The organism is Lentzea sp. CA-135723 (assembly GCF_050936595.1).
Taxonomy (GTDB): Bacteria; Actinomycetota; Actinomycetes; order Mycobacteriales; family Pseudonocardiaceae; genus Lentzea.
On the sequence record NZ_JBNJMK010000001.1, the window covers coordinates 7491530 to 7508092 of the forward strand.

Genomic DNA, 16563 nt, shown 5'->3' on the forward strand with positions numbered 1-16563 from the left:
CCCGCGGCCGTCCGCGTACTCCCGCGTTGGGGCACCTCCAGAAGCCGGGCAGCACGCGCGTGCTGGAGGCGTCCGAGGGGTCCGAGGTGCGGCGCAGCATGCTGCCGTCGGGCCTGCGCGTCATCACCGAGCGCATCCCGAGCGTGCGGTCCGCGTCGGTCGGGCTGTGGGTGCAGGTCGGGTCCCGCGACGAACGGCCCGAGGTCGCGGGTGCCGCGCACTACCTGGAACACCTGCTGTTCAAGGGAACCGCGCGCCGGTCGGCCGCGGCCATTGCGGAGGAGATCGACGCGGTCGGCGGCGAGCTGAACGCGTTCACCGAGAAGGAGCACACCTGCTACTACGCGCACGTCCTCGACGAGGACCTGCCGCTGGCGGTCGACCTCGTGGCGGACGTGGTGTTCGAGGCGATCTGCGGCCCGCGTGACTTCGAGACCGAACGCGGTGTCGTGCTCGAAGAGATCGCGATGCGCGACGACGACCCCGAGGACCTGCTGCACGACGCGTTCATCGAGGCGTTGTTCGGCGGGCACGCGTTGGGGCGTCCCGTCCTGGGCACCGAGAAGTCCATTCAGGACATGGAGCGGGACAACCTGTTCTCGTTCTACAAGAAGCGCTACACCATGCCGCGCATGGTGTTCTCCGCCGCGGGCAACATCGAGCACGCTCACGTGATGCGCCTGGTGCGCAAGGCTCTCGGCGACCGGCTGTCGCGGGAGGGCAGCGCGGTGGTGCCGCGGGCGGGTCGTGCGCGCATCGCCGACGCGCAGAAGCTCGTGCTGCACACGGACGACACCGAGCAGGCGCACATGATGCTCGGCATGCGCGGCCTGGACCGCCACGACGAACGCCGGTTCGCGTTGAACGTGCTGAACGCGGCCATCGGCGGTGGCATGAGCTCGCGGCTGTTCCAGGAGGTGCGCGAACGCCGTGGCCTGGCCTACCAGGTCTACTCGTCCGTGGGCCTCTACGCCGACACGGGCACGTTCGCGGTCTACGCGGGCTGCCAGCCGGACCGCCTGGGCGAGACGGCGGGCGTCATCCGCGAGGTGCTCGTGGACGTCGCCCGCGGTGGGCTCTCCGACGCGGAAGTGGCGCGCGGCAAGGGACAGCTGCGCGGTGCGCTGGTGCTGGGCCTGGAGGACACCAGTTCCCGGATGTCGCGCATCGGCAAGTCCGAGCTGAACTACGGCGACCACCTGAGCGTCGAGGCGACGCTGGCGCGCATCGACGCCGTGTCGGCCGACGAAGTGGCGCTGCTCGCACGTGATCTGCTGCGCCGCCCCGTCGCCGCGGCGGTGGTGGGACCTTACGATCACGCCGACGATCTGCCGGACCAGGTACACGAGGTGATTGCATGATTCGCGTCGGAGTTCTCGGCGCGCGGGGCCGCATGGGTTCCGAGGTGGTCCGCGCCGTCGAGGCGGCCAAGGACATGGAGGTCGTGGCGGCGATCGACGCCGACGACCCGTTGTCCGCGTTGACGGACGCGGGCGCGCAGGTCGTCGTCGACTTCACGCACCCCGACGTGGTGATGGGGAACCTGGAGTTCTGCGTCAACGCCGGAATCCATTGCGTGGTGGGCACTTCCGGCTTCGACGAGGCCAAGCTCTCCCAGGTCTCGGCACTGCTGGAGTCGCAGCCGTCGGTCGGTGTGCTGGTGGCGCCGAACTTCGGCATCGGCGCGGTGTTGCTGATGCGCTTCTCGGAGATCGCGGCCCGCTACTACGAGTCGGCCGAGATCATCGAGCTCCACCACCCGCGCAAGGCCGACGCCCCGTCCGGCACCGCGGCCCACACGGCCCGCCTGATCGCCGCGGCGCGCGCCGGCATGGACCCGATGCCCGACGCCACCACCGTCGAGGAACCGGGTGCCCGCGGTGCTCTGGTCGACGGCGTGCGCGTCCACTCGCTGCGCATCTCCGGCATGATCGCGCACCAGGAGGTCGTGTTCGGCGGGGAGAGCGAGACCCTGACGTTGCGCCAGGACTCGTTGCACCGCACCTCTTTCATGCCCGGCGTCGTGCTGGGCGTGCGGGAGATCGTGGCGCGCCCGGGCTTGGCCGTTGGCCTCGACAAGTACCTCGACCTGTGAAGGTCCGGATCACCGTAGCGGTGCTGATCACGGCACTCGCGGTCTACTTCGTCCTGCTGGCGGGCCGCGCCGTGGCGTTGCTGCAGACCGGCGAGATCGTAGGAGTGCTGCTCGGCGTCGGCGTGCTGATCCTGCCGCTGCTCGGCGTGTGGCTCGTGTACTCCAACCTGCGGTTCGGTTGGGAGACCGAGAAGATGGCGCGGGAGCTGGAGGCGGACGGGCTGCTGCCCGACGTCTCGCACCTGCCGCGCCGGCCGTCCGGGCGGGTGGATCGGGACGCCGCCGACTCGTGGTTCGAGGAGCGGCGGGCCGAGGTCGAGGCGTCGCCTTCGGACTGGCGGGTGTGGTTCCGGCTGGCCTACGCGTACGACATCGCGGGGGACCGCGGGAGGGCGCGGGAGACCATGCGGAAGGCGATCGAACTGCATTCGTGACGGAAGCCCCGGGCCGGTGGTCCGGGGCTTCTTCGCTGGCCGGGTTGGTGCCGGTGCGGTGGCTGGGTTGGTGTGGCACGGCGCGTGGTTCAGGTTCGAGGGTGGCCGCCGGTTTCAGCATGCTCGCCAGGTGCGGGTTGCGTCCCTGGCTTCCGCGGCGGTCAGCCTGCGAGGACTGCCGTGATCAGGTCTGCGGCCAGGTCTCCCTTCTGCACCACCAGGACCTCCTCCAGCCCCAGCCACTCCGCCATGTGCTGCAGCTCCGCGGCCAGCTCCGCCGCCACCCTGGGGCGGTCCACCCCCGGCTCGGCCCAGGCCGACTGCACGCGCAGCACGCCCGCCGCGCGGTCCGCCTTGATGTCCACGCGGCCCACCAGTTCGCCGTCCAGCAGGAACGGGAACACGTAGTAGCCGTGCACCCGCTTGGGTTCGGGGACGTAGATCTCGATGCGGTAGCGGAAGCCGAAGATGCGTTCGGTGCGGGCGCGTTCCCAGATCAGCGGGTCGAACGGGCACAGCAGCGCGCGGCCGACTACTCGGCGGGGTGCCTTGGCCTCTGCGTGGCGGTAGCCGACTGCCTTCCAGCCTTCGACGGCGACGGGTTCCAGCACGCCGTCCGAGACCAGTGACGCCACCGCCGCCTGGGAGTGGCGGGGGTCCAGGCGGTAGTAGTCGCGCAGGTCTGGTTCGGTGGCCACGCCGAGGGCCACCGCTGAGCGCTGCACCAGTTCGCGGGCGCCGGACTCCGGGGTCCACTGCTGGGCCAGGACCTCGGCCGGGATGACGCGTTCGGTCAGGTCGTAGAGGCGTTCGAAGGAACGGCGGGTGCCCGTCGTCAGGACGCCCACGCCGAAGAGGACCTCGCAGACTCGCTTGACCTCGGACCAGTCCCACCACGGGCCCTTGGAACGGCCCGAGTCGCCGAGGAGAGCCTTCTCCAGGGCGCCCGCGCCGATGGGGCCCAGTTCCTTCACGGCGGCGAGGACCTCGTCCACCAGCTGGGGGGAGCGGTCCACCAGGGTCTGGTAGTTCTGCCACCAGCCTCGTTTCTTGGCTCCCGAGTGGAACAACGGCCAGTCGGCTACCGGGACCAGGGAGGCCTCGTGGGCCCAGGTCTCCACGAGCATGCGGGGTTTGCGGGCCGAGTGGGTCCACGCCGCCTCGTCCAACAGGGTGGGAGCGTAGGAGCCCAGGCGGGAGAACAACGGCATGTAGTGCGCGCGGACGGCCACGTTGACCGAGTCGATCTGGAGCAGCTGCACGCGGGACAGGACTCGCTGCAGGTGTCTGCGGGTCGCCGCGGACGGCCTCAGGTCGGTGAAGCCCTGGGCGCCCAGCGCGATTCGACGGGCCACGTCCGCACTCATCGTCTGCACCCGACGATGGTGGCACGCACCCCTGACAATTCTGGGAAGGGGCGTCGATAAGCTGCGTTTATGGCCGACGCCGGCGTCCAGATCGCCACCGCTGCTGACCTTCAGGAGATCGTCCGCATCCATCGGGAGACTTGGCGGCTCGCGTACGCCGAGTTGCTGCCGAAGGACGTGCTGGACACGCTCGACGCCGACGAGGCGTGGTCCCTCGCCGTCCACAGCGGAGCCGTGCTCAAGGCGACCGAGGGGGAGTGGACGGTCGGGTTCGTCGTGGCCAGCAAGGCACCGGACGACGAGGTGGCCAGAGCGGACGGCTCGCTGCCCGAGGACGCGGAGACGACGGCACTCGTCAGCGTGCTCGTGGAGCCCCGGTGGGGCCGCCGGGGGCACGGCACGCGGCTCGTCGCGGAGGCCGGGAGGCGACTCGCCGAGACGGGTGCCACGAGGGGGATCGCGTGGATCCCCGAGGCCGACAAGGCGTCGAAGAACTTCTACGAACGACTGGGCTGGACGGGTGACGGCACGGTGCGCACGTTGGACGCAGGCGGGCGTCCGTTGCGCGAAATCCGGGTGTCCGGAGACCTCGCGGTCCGACTCGACCTCTGAGATGTGTGTAGCCTCGGCCGGGTGCTCGCCTTGGTTGGCCTCACCTTCGGGGTCGCGCTCGGCTCAGCGATAGTCCCCCTGATCAGCATCGAGATGTTCGTGCTGGGACTCTGTGCGCGCTGGCCGGACACATCGTTCTGGATCGTCGGCCTCTCGGTCGCGGTCGGCCAGGTGCTGGGCAAGCTGCTGTACTTCTACGCCGCGCGCGGTGACATCCACCTGCCGAAGTTCCTGCACCGCAAGAAGAGCGACAAGCCGTCCAAGCTCAGCAGGTGGTTCGGGCCCGGCACGCGCATGCACCGGTGGGGCGAGTGGATCCACGTGAAGTGCCGGGCGCACCCGAACTGGATGGCCGGCACCCACGGGGTGAGCGCCCTGGTCGGGGTGCCGCCGTTCATGGCGACGAGCGTGCTCGCGGGGCTCGCCGGCATGTCCACGCTGATGTTCGTGGCCACCGGCATGGTCGGGCGGTTCGCGAGGTTCAGCTTCCTCGCGGCCTCGCCGGCCATCGTGATGGCCTGGATCTAGCGGTGAGAGCCGGAGGATCCGGCCCTCACCCGCCCGTTCCACACCCGGTCATTCGAGGACGAGAACCCCGTCCGGCAGGCCGGGCGCCTCGTACGAGTGCCACATCGGACGCCACGACGGCAGCTCCAGCATGCGGCGCATGTCCGCGAACCCGGACAGCCAGCCGAGCCACGAGCCGTACGGCGGGTCGGTCACGTCGAAGCCGCTCTGCACGAACGTCAGCCGCGTCTTCCCGTCCGAGCCCTTCAGCTGCCAGTCCGCGACCATGCCGTCCTGGAACTCCAGCGCGAAGCGGTTCTCGTCCAGCGCGATGATCTTCGCCGGGTTCGGCTCGTCCTCGAAGCTGCCCATCGCCCACCGGCCGCCGACGTGCGGTTCGATCGAGCACCGCGCCCCGAAGTACCGCGCGAACACCTCCTCGTCGGTCAGCGCGTGGATGATCGCCGCGGGGGTGGCCGCGATGTCGACCTCGATGCGCTGCTCCGGCGTCGAGAAGTCGCACAGGGCGAACACCGGCCGGCCCTCGACGTGCTCGACCAGGTTCGCGAGCGTCAGCGACCAGAACGTCTGGACGACGCCCGCGCCGCCCTCGTCCTCGATCGCGGCGCCCCAGTCGGGGAACGGCGACTGCGACGCCACGATCAGCGTCTCGCCGTCGCGCTCCTCCACGCCGAGCTCGATCGTGTACTCGGTGCCCTTCAGCAGCCACGAGAAGCGCACCGAGGAAGAGGTGGCCTCCAGCAGCTTCTGCCGGCCGCGCTCGCCGTCGGGCGTGTAGCGCCCCCAGAACTCGTACACGCCCTGGTCGAGGTCCACGTCGGCGTGCTCGGCGAGCCACACGCGCAGGTCGTCCGCGGTCGTCAGGGCCGTGACCACGGCGGCGGGCGAGGCGGAGGTGCGGACGCGGACAGTTCCGGTGCTCATCGATCGTCTCCCTTGGGGTAGCAGGCGAGCGCGATGCGGAAGGCATCTCCCTCCGCGCCGCCGTATCGGGTGAAGAGGTCCTGCAAGGTCGTCTGCAGCTCGGCGAGGAACCGCGCGCGGTCCTCCGGCGGCACCCGGATCTCGCCGGACACGCCCACGGACGGCAGCTCGGTCGACCTGTCGAGGGCCGCCACGTCGACCTGGATCTGCTCGGCGAGGTCCACGAGATGCCCCAATGCCAGTTCGTCGCGCGACCCGATCCGGCCGACCAGGCGCGGCGACAGCCAGTACGACCGGGCCACGGCCTGGTAGAGGCCTTCCTGGACGCCGCGCACCCTGCGCTCGGAGACCTGGGTGGCCAAACCGGCCTTGACCAGCTGTTTCACGTGGTAGTGCACGCGTTGCGGCGTCTGGTCGAGCACCTGGGCGACCTCGGTGCACGAGCGCGGCGCGGCGAGCTGCCGCAGCACCTCCACGCGCTGCGGCTTGAGCAGGGTCTCGGCCTGCTCCATCCGGTCCAGATAGATCACGTCTCTCATCGCAAAAATCACTTTGAACGTTCAAAACATTTTTGTCAATCACGCCAACAAAAATGGACTGACAGATATTGAAATCTGTCAGTCCAACGGGCATGGTGGAGGTACCGAAGACAACGGAGGGGTTCGAAATGCAGAAGCGTCAGCTCGGAGCCACCGGCCCGGTCGCGTCCGCCATCGGCCTGGGCTGCATGGGCATGTCCAACGCCTACGGCCCGGCCGACCGGGACGAGAGCATCGCGACCGTCCGCGCCGCCCTCGACGCGGGTGTCACGCTGCTCGACACCGGCGACTTCTACGGCCAGGGCCACAACGAGATGCTCGTCGCCGAGGCCATCAAGGGCCGGCGCGACGAGGCGGTGCTCAGCGTCAAGTTCGGCGGCATGCGCGACCACGACGGCGCGTTCCTCGGCTTCGACACGCGCCCGATCGCCGTGGCCAACTCGCTCGCGTACTCGTTGCAGCGCCTCGGCACCGACCACGTCGACATCTACCGGCCGGCGCGGCTCGACCCGAACGTGCCGATCGAGGACACCATCGGCGCCATCGCCGAGCAGATCGACAAGGGCCGGGTCCGCCACATCGGCCTGAGCGAGGTCGGCGCCGACACCATCCGCCGCGCGCACGCCGTGCACCCGATCGCCGACCTGCAGATCGAGTACGGCCTGCTGGAACGGGGCGTCGAGCGGGAGATCCTGCAGGTCACGAGGGAGCTCGGGATCAGCATCACCGCGTACGGCGTGCTGTCGCGCGGCCTGATCTCCTCGACGCCGCTCGCGCTCGACGGCAGCGACTACCGCAGCCACACGCCCCGGTTCCAGGGCGACAACCTCAGCAGCAACGAGGTCCTCGTCGCGAAGCTCCGCGAGATCGCCGAGGCCAAGAACGTCACGGTCGCGCAGCTCGCCATCGCCTGGGTCGCGGCACGCGGCGAGGACGTGGTGCCTCTGGTCGGCACGACCAAGCGTGCGAGGCTTGAGGAGGCGATCGGTGCCGTCGGCGTGACGTTCACCGAGCGGGAACTGGACGAGATCGAGGCCGTCGTTCCGGTCGGGGCCGCCGCGGGCACGCGGTACCCGGCCCAGCAGATGGCGATGCTGGACAGCGAGAGGTGAGAGACGTGGCGGAGGCGTTGACCGGCGAGGCGATCCTCGTGGCGACCGAAGAGGTGCTGCGCAGGTACGGCCCGGCCAAGGCGACCGTCGTCGACGTCGCCAAGGCCCTCGGGGTCAGCCACGGCAGCGTCTACCGCCACTTCCCGACGAAGGCCGCGTTGCGGGAGGCCGTGACGCGGCGCTGGCTCGACGCGATCCACGTGGAGATGGAGTCGGTCCTCGACCCGGAGGCGAGCGCCGGCGACAACCTGCGGGCGTGGCTCCAGCACCTGTTCGACAAGAAGCGGCTCTCGCACTCCGACGAGCCCGAGCTGTTCGCGACCTACAAGGTGCTGGTGAGCGAGAGCAGCATCATCCCCGACTACCACCTGGGTCACCTGGTGGGGCAGATCGCCCGCATCATCCAGGCCGGAGTGGATACCCGTGAGTTCGTGACGGACGACGTCCAGACGACGGCGCAGGCGGTGTGGGACGCGACGCAGGTGTTCCACCACCCGGCCCACGCCCAAGAGTGGGGGAATCCTCACATTCAGGACGCGTTCGACGCTGTGGTCTCACTGGTCGTCGATGGACTGCGGTACAACCGAATCCCTAGTGCCACAGGCGATGCTTGAGGGTCACGGAGGTGAACGGTGCCGCCTGACGAGTGGATCGATCTGCTGGGAGCGCCCGAGAGGCGTCCTGACCCGGTTGACTGGGACGCGGTCAACGCACGGGCCGGCACAGCGCTGCCCAGCGACTTCGTGCATCTCGCCGATGCCTATCCGCCTCTCATTGTGGGCGGTTACGTCCGCATCCTGCACCCAACGGCACGTGCCGGTTTCATGAACTGGATGGCAACGGCGCCCAAGATGCTGCGGGCGCTGCGGCGGGCGCCCGGCCTGCGGGTGCACCCCGACCGTCCTGGCCTGCTGCCCTGGGGCATGACCGTCAACGGCGAGCACTGCCTCTGGTACACGCAGGGCGAGCCGGACGAGTGGACCGTGCTGGTCACGGACATGCGCGAGAAGTGGTCCTACAACGGCAACTTCTCCAGCTTCATCAGGAAGTTCCTGACGGCGGAGATCCGCTGCCCGCTGTTCCCGGATGACGTCCCCGGTGGCTCCAAACCGTTCCAGGAGCCCTGACCGGGGACGTCCTTACCCGACCCCCCGGTCAGTTCGTGGCGGCGGTCACCAGCGCGTTGCCGCTGCCGGTGCGGCCCGTGATGGACAGAGCGGCGTCGCCCAGCGGTTCGGACGACACGTCGAAGTCGCTGCGGGCGGTGCCGGACGTGGACACCAGGTCGATGCGCGCGAGCGTGCCCTGCCTGATGCCGACGCGGATGTGGCCCGAGCCCGTGCCGAGCTGCAGCTCCCCGGACGCGGCGTCGGCCACGGTCAGGTCACCGCTGCCGGTGCGCACCTGGACGTTGCCCTGCACGGCGCCCAGCCACACGTCACCGGTGCCGGTGATCAGCGTGGACGTGCCGCCGACGGACGACACCTCGACGTCACCGCTGCCGGTCTTGGCCTTCAGCGACGACAGCATCGTGCCCAGGCGCACGGTCCCGGCGCCGGAGTTCACCTTGGCCTCGCCGGTCGCGCGGTCCGCGGACACGCTGCCCGTGCCGGTGTTCAGGTCCAGCCTGCCCGCGCCGCCCGTCACGATGACGTCCGCCGCGCCGGTCCGTGATGCCACGTGCGACCCTACGGGTGCCGTCACCGCCACCGAGAGCGGCACGGCGCGCAACGGCAGCGCCTTGGACGACTCGATGCGCAAACGGTTGCCCAGCAGTTCGACCCGTGCGTCGCGCACGGCCTCTTCAGGGCCGGACGGGGGAGCCGCCTTGTCGGTGCCGAACTGGCCGCTGACCCAGCTCAGCACGCTCGACAGGCCCTCGGTCCACGAGTTGCCCGCGTTCGGGTCGTGGCGCACCTCGACGTGCACGCCGGGCGCGTCGACGAGCTGCACCTGCACCCGGCCGCTGAGCAGCGAGATGTCGATCTCGGCGACGCCCGCGAACTCGAAGCTCTGCTGACGCACCACGCCGGACGGCTCGGTGTCTGTCGGTTCGGTCATCACGCTCACCCCTGCACCCATCCGCGGACCCGCGAGCCCGACCCCGTGTTCCCGCTCCACCCCTGGTGCCGCTGGTGCTTCTGCTTGCCGTGCACAGCGCCGCCCACGGCCTGCTGGATGAACGAGTTCAGCGACACGCCCTGGGCGGCCGCGGCGGCCTCGGCCTTCGACTTGAGCTCGTTGATCATGCGCAGCGTGATGCGGCTGATGTCACCCGTGGCGTCACCGGCGCCAAACGGTGGCACCTCGTGACGCGGGCCGGGCTCCGGCTCCGGTTCGGCGGACCCGGTGACGACCACCTGGACGTCCCTGCCTGCCAGTCGAACGTCCACGACCTGGCCGTCCAGGGAGGCGGTGACCTCCGCTGCCAGGTCGGACAGTGCGTTCATGATCGCCAGTCGCGCGGCTGGCTCGAGCGCTGCGGACAACGCGGCGGCCGTTCGACGGGTGTTCTCGTCCCCCGCCGACGCGGCCGTCGCCAGGTCCTCGCGCAGTGACGCGATGTACGGCGACAGATCCATGACACCACTATGACGTCACTCGGGACATCGCGCAAGGAACTCGTGGTGTCAGGGCTAATGTCGGCGCCATGCCGAGAGTGCGCTTGGTGGCGAAAACCGAGTTCATCCCACCGGATGACGTGCCGTGGACGACCGACGCGGACGGGGGCGCGGCGCTCGTCGAGTTCGCCGGCCGGGCCTGCTACCAGTCGTGGGACCGCTCGAACCCGATGACGAACACCAACGCGACGTTCCTGCACCACCTGCTCGACGTCGGCCACCTCGCCGCGTTCGAGCACGGCAGCGCGTCGCTCTACCTGACCGAGCTGCCCCGCTCGCTCACCCACGAGCTGATCCGCCACCGGCACTTCTCGTACTCGCAGCTCTCCCAGCGCACCGACCCGACCGACGTGGTGGAACCGGACCTGATCGCGCAGGACCCCGAACTGCACGCGCGGTTCGTCGCCGCGACCGAGGCGAGCCTGCGGGCGTACGAGGACCTCGTGCAGAGCCTGGAGAAGACCGTGAACGGCCGGCGCGCGCGGCAGATCGCACGGTCCGTGCTGCCCAACGCCACGGGCACCGAGATCGTCGTGACGGGCAACTACCGCTCGTGGCGGCACTTCATCGCGATGCGCGCGACCGAGCACATCAACGTCGAACTGCGCGAGCTCGCCGTCGCGTGCCTGCGCGAGCTGACCAAGGCCGCGCCCAACGCGTTCGCCGACTTCGTGATCTCGACACTCCCGGACGGCACAGAAGTTGCCTCCAGCCCGCTGGTGGTTGAAGGCTGAGCGCATGAAGCGGCTCATCGTGGACGTCCGGCCCGGCGAATACGCGGTCACGCGCCTGGCACCGGACGCACCGGTCCCCAGCGGGCTGCTCGACCTCACCGGCGTCCTGGTGTCCGTGACCAGGACCCCGGCCGAGCTGTCGATCATCGCGCCCTCGTCGTTCGCGCTCGAGAGCGAGACGTCGGAGAAGGGCTGGCGGCTGCTCACCGTGCGCGGGCCGCTGGAGTTCACGCTCACCGGCATCATGGCCGCTCTCGCGGGTGAGCTGGCGGCGGCGGGCGTCTCGCTGTTCGCGCTGTCCACTTACGACACGGACCACCTGCTGGTGAAGCAGACCGACCTCGGACGTGCCGTGGTGGCGTTGCGTGCCGCAGGTCACGAACTGGTTGTAGCGCCGGAAGCTTAGGAACCGATCCTCCAGTTGGCGGGTCTCAAGTACCGTCAACGCCCCCGGTTCCTCAGCTTCAGGAGCGCACGTGCACGGACAGGCAGTCGAACCGCGCGTCATCGCCGGCCGGTACGCCCTGGTGGCGGAGCTCGGCCGCGGCGGCATGGGCATCGTCTGGCGCGCCCAGGACCGGCACATCGGGCGCTTCGTCGCCATCAAGGAACTGCACCTGCCGGACGGCATCGCGCACGAGGAGCGCCGTGTGCTCGAAGAGCGCGCTCTGCGTGAGGCGCGCACGGCGGGCAAGCTCAACGACCCCGCCGTCGTCACGGTCTACGACGCGATCAACGAGAACGGCACGACGTACATCGTCATGGAGCTGGTCGAGGCGGCCACGCTGTCGACGTTGATCAGCGTGCACGGCCCGATGCCGCAGAACCAGGTCGTCTCGATGGCCCTGCAGGCGTTGTCCGCGCTGGAGACCGCGCACCAGGCCGGGATCGTGCACCGCGACGTGAAGCCCGGCAACCTGATGGTCCGCCCGGACGGCAAGCTCAAGCTCACCGACTTCGGCATCGCCCAGGCCGTCGACGACCCGCGCCTCACCACGAGCGGCAGCCTCATCGGCTCGCCCGCCTACATGGCGCCGGAACGCATCCACGGCCACGAGGCCGGTCCCGCGTCCGACCTGTGGGCCCTGGGCGCGACCCTCTGCTACGCCGTCGAGGGCTGGAGCCCGTTCGAACGCTCCTCCACGGCCTCGACGCTGCACGCGATCATGAGCGAGACCCCGCGGCTGACCCGTGCGACGGGCGTGCTCGGCGCCGTGATCACCGGCCTGCTGATCGCCGACCCGAACGCCAGGCTGTCCGGTCCGCAGGCCCGCGCGATGCTCTCCAGCATCGGCAACCAGCCGACGCCGCCCACCGGCATCTCGCCCGTGCAGACGCAGCAGTACCAGCAGCAGGCACCGGCCGTGGACCCGGCGAAGAAGAAGCGCAACCGCATCATCGCGTTGGTCGCCGCGGTCGTCATCGCGGCGGCGGCGTTCACCGGCGGCATCTTCGCGCACAAGGCTTTCACCGCCCCTGGCGGCAGCAGCGGCAGCACGGCGCTGACGTACGGCGAGGGCGCCGAGATCCCGGTGTTCGGCCTGTACGAGAACACCTGCGGGCTCGGCGAGGTCGCCCCGGCGAAGCTGCTCAACTCCGACACCCGCGAGGAGTGCGACAAGCCGCACGACTTCGAGGTGTTCGACGCGATCGACACGCTGCCCGTCGCGTCCAACCTGCCCGACGCCGCATATCCCGGAACCGACTCCCTGAAGAGCCTCGGGGTGGCACGCTGTGAGATGACGCTGAACTCGCAGTGGGTCAAGGACGGTTCGAAGCTCAAGCTCACCACCCTGGTCCCGAGCGAGAGCGCGTGGACCAAGGACAAGAGCGGCAACGCCGAGCGCAAGATCTGGTGTCTCGCCGGTGCCAAGGACGGCAGCAAACTCGATGGCTCGATCAGTGCGAAGAAGGACAACTGACAAGTGAAGCGACGGATCATCTCCGCGTTGTTGGTCCTTGGCACGGCTGCCGCCCTCACGGCGTGCACCAGCAACGAGGACAAGTTCGTCTCCGAGCTCAAGGCCGCTGGTTTCAGCAACCCCGGCGAGCCCAGCACGGAGACGGAGACGAAGTCCAAGAAGGTCGGCAAGCGCACGATCAAGTCCAAGGACAGGACCATCGAGGTGATGGTCAACGTCAAGGGGTGCGAGCTGGAGTTCGCGAAGACCTCCGGCCAGTCCGGCTACTGGCTCGACGAGCTGCACGTCAACGGGCAGGAGCCCGACTGGCCCGGCTACCCGGAGAACCTGAGGCGCGACCAGGTCGAGAAGCTCCTCGCGGACAACACGTCCAAGCCCGCGGGCTTCAAGGACTGCTACAAGCCGTGACCTCGGCGGGTTGTGGTGGAATGGGGGAGTGAGTCTCGCCCGCGATGAGCGCAAGGCCCTGGTCGACCTGATGACCGAGCTCGGTCCGGACGCGCCGACGTTGTGCGGCACGTGGTCGGCCAAGGACCTGGCCGCGCACCTCGCGATCCGCGAACGCCGCCCGGACACCGCGCCCGGCATCGTGCTGCCCGTCTTCGCGAAGTGGACCGAGAAGGTCCAGGAGGACTACGCGCACAAGGCGTGGAGCGAGCTGCTCGACCTCGTGCGCACGCCGCCGTTCTGGATCTCGCCGTTCGACGAGCTGATGAACACCGCGGAGTACTTCGTGCATCACGAGGACGTGCGGCGCGCACAGGTGGACTGGGAGCCACGGCCGTACGACGCCCGGCGCGAGGCCACGCTGTGGAAGCTGCTGCCGTTCACCGCGCGCATGACGTACAAGTCGTCGCCCGTCGGTGTGACGCTCGTGCGGCCCGATGGCGAGCACGTCGTCGCCAAGCAGGGCGCGAACGGCGTGGTGATCACCGGTGAGGTGGCCGAGCTGGTGATGCTGGCGTTCGGGCGTGACGAGGCCCGCGTGGAATACAGCGGTGACGCCGACGCGGTGCAACGGGTGCGGTCGTTGAACCGAAGTGTGTGAACTCGGGTAGTTTCTGCGCATGCCCGCAAGCCCCTACGCAGCGCCGAGCCGCCCGTTCGGCCGCGTTCTCACCGCCATGGTCACGCCGTTCGACTCTCGTGGCGAGGTCGACCTCGCCAAGGCGCAGGAACTGGCGAAACACCTGGTGGACCTGGGCAACGACGGGCTCGTCGTGAACGGCACCACCGGCGAGAGCCCCACGACCACCGACCGCGAGAAGACGGCGCTGATCACGGCCGTCGTCGAGGCCGTGGGCGACCGCGCGACCGTGGTGGCCGGTGCCGGCACCTACGACACCGCGCACAGCATCCACCTCGTGCAGCAGGCCGAACGGGCCGGCGCGCACGGTGCGCTGGTCGTGACGCCGTACTACTCGCGGCCGCCGCAGGAAGGCCTGCTGGCGCACTTCACCGCCGTCGCCGACGCCTCCGGCCTGCCGGTGATGCTCTACGACATCCCGCCGCGCGCGATCGTGCCGATCGAGGTCGACACCCTCCTGCGGCTGGCAGAGCACCCGCGGATCGTGGCCGTGAAGGACGCCAAGGGCGACCTGCACGCGGGCAGCCGGGTGATCGCCTCGACCGATCTCGCCTACTACTCGGGCGACGATCCGCTGAACCTGCCGTGGCTCGCCGTCGGCGCCGTCGGGTTCGTGAGCGTGATCGGCCACCTCGCGGCCGACCGCCTGCGGGACCTCCTCGAAGCTTTTGAAGCCGGGAACGTGGCCCGGGCGAAGGAAATCCACGAGTCGCTGCTGCCGTTGCTGCGACCCTTCCGCCGGGTTCCCGGCGTGACGTACACGAAGGCTGCGCTGCGCCTGCGCGGACTCGACGTGGGTGATCCCCGTCTGCCGCTGGTGCCGGCCGCAGCCGAAGACATCGAGGCCATCGCGGCCGAACTGGGAGTCAACGCGTGACCCAATCGACCGAACTGCCACCCGCACTGCCGGAAGGCGGCCTCCGCGTCGTCGCTCTCGGCGGAATCGGCGAGGTCGGCCGCAACATGACCGTCTTCGAGCACGCCGGCAGGCTGCTCGTGGTCGACTGCGGAGTTCTGTTCCCCGAAGACGATCAGCCCGGTGTGGACCTGATCCTGCCCGACTTCCGCGCCATCGAGGACCGGCTCGACGACATCGATGCCATCGTCCTCACGCACGGCCACGAGGACCACATCGGCGCGGTCCCGTTCCTGCTCAAGCTGCGCCCCGACGTGCCGGTCGTGGGCTCGCGCTTCACGCTGGCGCTGCTCGCCGCCAAGTGCCGCGAGCACCGGCAGAACCCTCGCCTGGTCGAGGTGCGCGAGGGCCAGAAGTCCGAGTTCGGGCCGTTCGAGCTGGAGTACTTCGCGGTCAACCACTCGATCCCGGACGCGCTGGCCGTCGCGATCCGCACGTCCGCCGGTCTCGTCCTGCACACCGGTGACATCAAGCTCGACCAGCTGCCCCTCGACGGGCGGCTGACCGACCTCGCGGGCTTCTCGCGGCTCGGCGACGAGGGCGTCGACCTGTTCCTGGTCGACTCGACCAACGCCGAGGTGCCCGGCTTCGTCGTGCCCGAGCGCGAGATCGGTCCCGTGCTCGAGAACGTGATCCGCAAGGCCGACCAGCGCGTGATCGTCGCGTGCTTCGCCTCGCACGTGCACCGCGTGCAGCAGGTCCTCGACGTCGCCGTGCAGTACAAGCGCAAGATCGCGTTCGTCGGCCGTTCGATGGTCCGCAACATGGGCATCGCCGCCGAGCTGGGCTTCCTGAACGTGCCGGACGGCCTGTTCGTCGACCTCGACGTGGCGATGCGGATGGAGGAGAACGAGGTCATCTTCGTCTCCACCGGCTCGCAGGGCGAACCGCTGTCCGCGCTGTCCCGGATGGCGCGCGGCGAGCACCGCCAGATCTCGATCCGCGAGGGCGACACCGTCATCCTCGCGTCGTCGCTGATCCCCGGCAACGAGAACGCGGTCTTCAACGTCGTCAACGGCCTCGCCAAGCTGGGCGCCACCGTCGTGCACCAGGGCAACGCCAAGGTGCACGTCTCCGGCCACTCCCCGGCCGGCGAGCTCCTCTTCCTGTACAACGCCGTGCGGCCGTCCAACGTCATGCCGGTGCACGGCGAATGGCGCCACCTGCGCGCCAATGCCGCGCTGGCCGTCGCCACCGGTGTCGCCGAGGACCACGTCGTCATCGCCGAGGACGGCGTCGTCGTGGACCTGATCGACGGCAAGGCGGCCGTCTCCGGCCGAGTCGTCGTCGGCCACGTCTACGTCGACGGCCTGTCCGTGGGCGACGTCGGCGAGTCGACGCTGTCCGACCGCCTTGTGCTGGGCGAGGGCGGCTTCATCTCGATCTCCGTCGCCATCGACACCGCGACCGGCCGAGCCGTCGTGGCGCCGACGATCTCGGGCCGCGGCTTCTCCGACGACCCGAAGGCGCTCGAAGCCGTCGTGCCGCTGGTGGAGATGGAGCTCGCGCGCACCGAGGCCGAGGGCATCACCGACACGCACCGGGTCGCGCAGGCCGTGCGCCGCGTCGTGGGCCGCTGGGTGGCGGAGACGTACCGCCGCCGTCCGATGATCGTGCCGACCGTCATTCCGGTGTAACCGTTGGCGTGAAACAGGGTTCTCGCGTGACCCCG

Annotated in this window: 20 protein-coding genes; 15 read left to right on the top strand and 5 right to left on the bottom strand. The window is 69.7% G+C overall.

Features of this window, described 5'->3' with window-relative positions; translation table 11 throughout:
- Window positions 1-26 precede the first annotated feature (26 nt).
- From ACQEU1_RS35125 to ACQEU1_RS35135, 3 genes are read left to right on the top strand one after another with little or no spacing between them, the layout of a single operon-like run.
- Entirely contained in the window at window positions 27-1361 is a 1335-nt protein-coding gene (locus ACQEU1_RS35125; protein WP_433211980.1) for a M16 family metallopeptidase, read from the top strand.
- On the top strand, window positions 1358-2095 hold the full coding sequence (dapB, locus tag ACQEU1_RS35130; protein ID WP_433210884.1) for a 4-hydroxy-tetrahydrodipicolinate reductase: 738 nt from the start codon (window positions 1358-1360) through the stop codon (window positions 2093-2095). Before ACQEU1_RS35125 ends, dapB begins: the two co-directional genes overlap by 4 nt.
- Window positions 2092-2529, top strand: coding sequence for a tetratricopeptide repeat protein (locus tag ACQEU1_RS35135; RefSeq protein ID WP_433210886.1), 438 nt, complete (start codon window positions 2092-2094; stop codon window positions 2527-2529). Before dapB ends, ACQEU1_RS35135 begins: the two co-directional genes overlap by 4 nt.
- Before the next feature lie 161 nt (window positions 2530-2690).
- Here ACQEU1_RS35135 and ACQEU1_RS35140 read toward each other — a convergent pair whose 3' ends face one another.
- Window positions 2691-3896, bottom strand: coding sequence for a winged helix-turn-helix domain-containing protein (locus ACQEU1_RS35140; RefSeq protein WP_433210888.1), 1206 nt, complete (start codon window positions 3894-3896; stop codon window positions 2691-2693).
- A gap of 69 nt (window positions 3897-3965) precedes the next feature.
- Here ACQEU1_RS35140 and ACQEU1_RS35145 point away from each other — a divergent pair, with 69 nt between their 5' ends.
- Window positions 3966-4508: an N-acetyltransferase family protein gene (locus tag ACQEU1_RS35145; RefSeq protein WP_433210890.1), complete on the top strand. Its 543-nt coding sequence runs from the start codon at window positions 3966-3968 to the stop codon at window positions 4506-4508.
- 30 nt (window positions 4509-4538) lie between these two features.
- Window positions 4539-5036, top strand: a complete 498-nt coding sequence (locus ACQEU1_RS35150) for a hypothetical protein (RefSeq protein WP_433211983.1) — start codon at window positions 4539-4541, stop codon at window positions 5034-5036.
- 48 nt (window positions 5037-5084) lie between these two features.
- Here ACQEU1_RS35150 and ACQEU1_RS35155 read toward each other — a convergent pair whose 3' ends face one another.
- Both ACQEU1_RS35155 and ACQEU1_RS35160 read right to left on the bottom strand, forming a co-directional pair.
- Entirely contained in the window at window positions 5085-5960 is an 876-nt protein-coding gene (locus ACQEU1_RS35155) for an SRPBCC family protein (protein WP_433210892.1), read from the bottom strand.
- A complete protein-coding gene (locus tag ACQEU1_RS35160) occupies window positions 5957-6499 on the bottom strand; it encodes a winged helix-turn-helix domain-containing protein (protein ID WP_285638825.1) in 543 nt (180 codons plus the stop codon). The genes ACQEU1_RS35155 and ACQEU1_RS35160 overlap by 4 nt, the downstream gene beginning before the upstream one ends.
- A 128-nt stretch (window positions 6500-6627) precedes the next feature.
- Between ACQEU1_RS35160 and ACQEU1_RS35165 the strand changes: the two genes are divergently transcribed.
- The 3 genes from ACQEU1_RS35165 to ACQEU1_RS35175 all read left to right on the top strand — a co-directional run bounded on the left by ACQEU1_RS35165 (window position 6628) and on the right by ACQEU1_RS35175 (window position 8738).
- Entirely contained in the window at window positions 6628-7611 is a 984-nt protein-coding gene (locus ACQEU1_RS35165; protein ID WP_433210894.1) for an aldo/keto reductase, read from the top strand.
- A gap of 5 nt (window positions 7612-7616) precedes the next feature.
- Window positions 7617-8225 (top strand): TetR family transcriptional regulator, encoded by a 609-nt coding sequence (locus ACQEU1_RS35170; RefSeq protein ID WP_433210896.1) that lies wholly within the window; start codon window positions 7617-7619, stop codon window positions 8223-8225.
- Window positions 8226-8444: 219 nt separating this feature from the next.
- Window positions 8445-8738: a hypothetical protein gene (locus ACQEU1_RS35175; protein WP_433210898.1), complete on the top strand. Its 294-nt coding sequence runs from the start codon at window positions 8445-8447 to the stop codon at window positions 8736-8738.
- A 28-nt stretch (window positions 8739-8766) separates the two neighbouring features.
- Here the strand turns inward: ACQEU1_RS35175 and ACQEU1_RS35180 are convergent, their stop codons facing one another.
- Complete coding sequence (locus tag ACQEU1_RS35180) at window positions 8767-9672, bottom strand: DUF4097 family beta strand repeat-containing protein (protein ID WP_433210900.1); 906 nt, start codon at window positions 9670-9672, stop codon at window positions 8767-8769.
- A 5-nt stretch (window positions 9673-9677) separates the two neighbouring features.
- Complete coding sequence (locus ACQEU1_RS35185; RefSeq protein ID WP_433210902.1) at window positions 9678-10193, bottom strand: toxin-antitoxin system HicB family antitoxin; 516 nt, start codon at window positions 10191-10193, stop codon at window positions 9678-9680.
- A 68-nt stretch (window positions 10194-10261) separates the two neighbouring features.
- Here ACQEU1_RS35185 and thyX point away from each other — a divergent pair, with 68 nt between their 5' ends.
- The 7 genes from thyX to ACQEU1_RS35220 all read left to right on the top strand — a co-directional run bounded on the left by thyX (window position 10262) and on the right by ACQEU1_RS35220 (window position 16528).
- Window positions 10262-10966 carry an FAD-dependent thymidylate synthase gene (thyX, locus tag ACQEU1_RS35190; RefSeq protein ID WP_433210904.1) on the top strand — a complete coding sequence of 235 codons (705 nt, stop codon included), beginning with the start codon at window positions 10262-10264 and terminating at the stop codon, window positions 10964-10966.
- Window positions 10967-10970: 4 nt separating this feature from the next.
- The gene (locus ACQEU1_RS35195; protein ID WP_433210906.1) at window positions 10971-11372 is read left to right on the top strand and encodes an ACT domain-containing protein; all 402 of its coding nucleotides are present in this window, start codon (window positions 10971-10973) and stop codon (window positions 11370-11372) included.
- 70 nt (window positions 11373-11442) lie between these two features.
- Entirely contained in the window at window positions 11443-12888 is a 1446-nt protein-coding gene (locus ACQEU1_RS35200) for a protein kinase domain-containing protein (RefSeq protein ID WP_433210908.1), read from the top strand.
- 3 nt (window positions 12889-12891) lie between these two features.
- Window positions 12892-13296 (top strand): hypothetical protein, encoded by a 405-nt coding sequence (locus ACQEU1_RS35205; protein WP_433210910.1) that lies wholly within the window; start codon window positions 12892-12894, stop codon window positions 13294-13296.
- 28 nt (window positions 13297-13324) lie between these two features.
- Window positions 13325-13936, top strand: coding sequence for a TIGR03085 family metal-binding protein (locus ACQEU1_RS35210; protein ID WP_433210912.1), 612 nt, complete (start codon window positions 13325-13327; stop codon window positions 13934-13936).
- A 19-nt stretch (window positions 13937-13955) separates the two neighbouring features.
- Complete coding sequence (gene dapA / locus ACQEU1_RS35215) at window positions 13956-14852, top strand: 4-hydroxy-tetrahydrodipicolinate synthase (protein ID WP_433210914.1); 897 nt, start codon at window positions 13956-13958, stop codon at window positions 14850-14852.
- Complete coding sequence (locus ACQEU1_RS35220; protein ID WP_433210916.1) at window positions 14849-16528, top strand: ribonuclease J; 1680 nt, start codon at window positions 14849-14851, stop codon at window positions 16526-16528. Before dapA ends, ACQEU1_RS35220 begins: the two co-directional genes overlap by 4 nt.
- The last annotated feature ends 35 nt before the right edge of the window (window positions 16529-16563 follow it).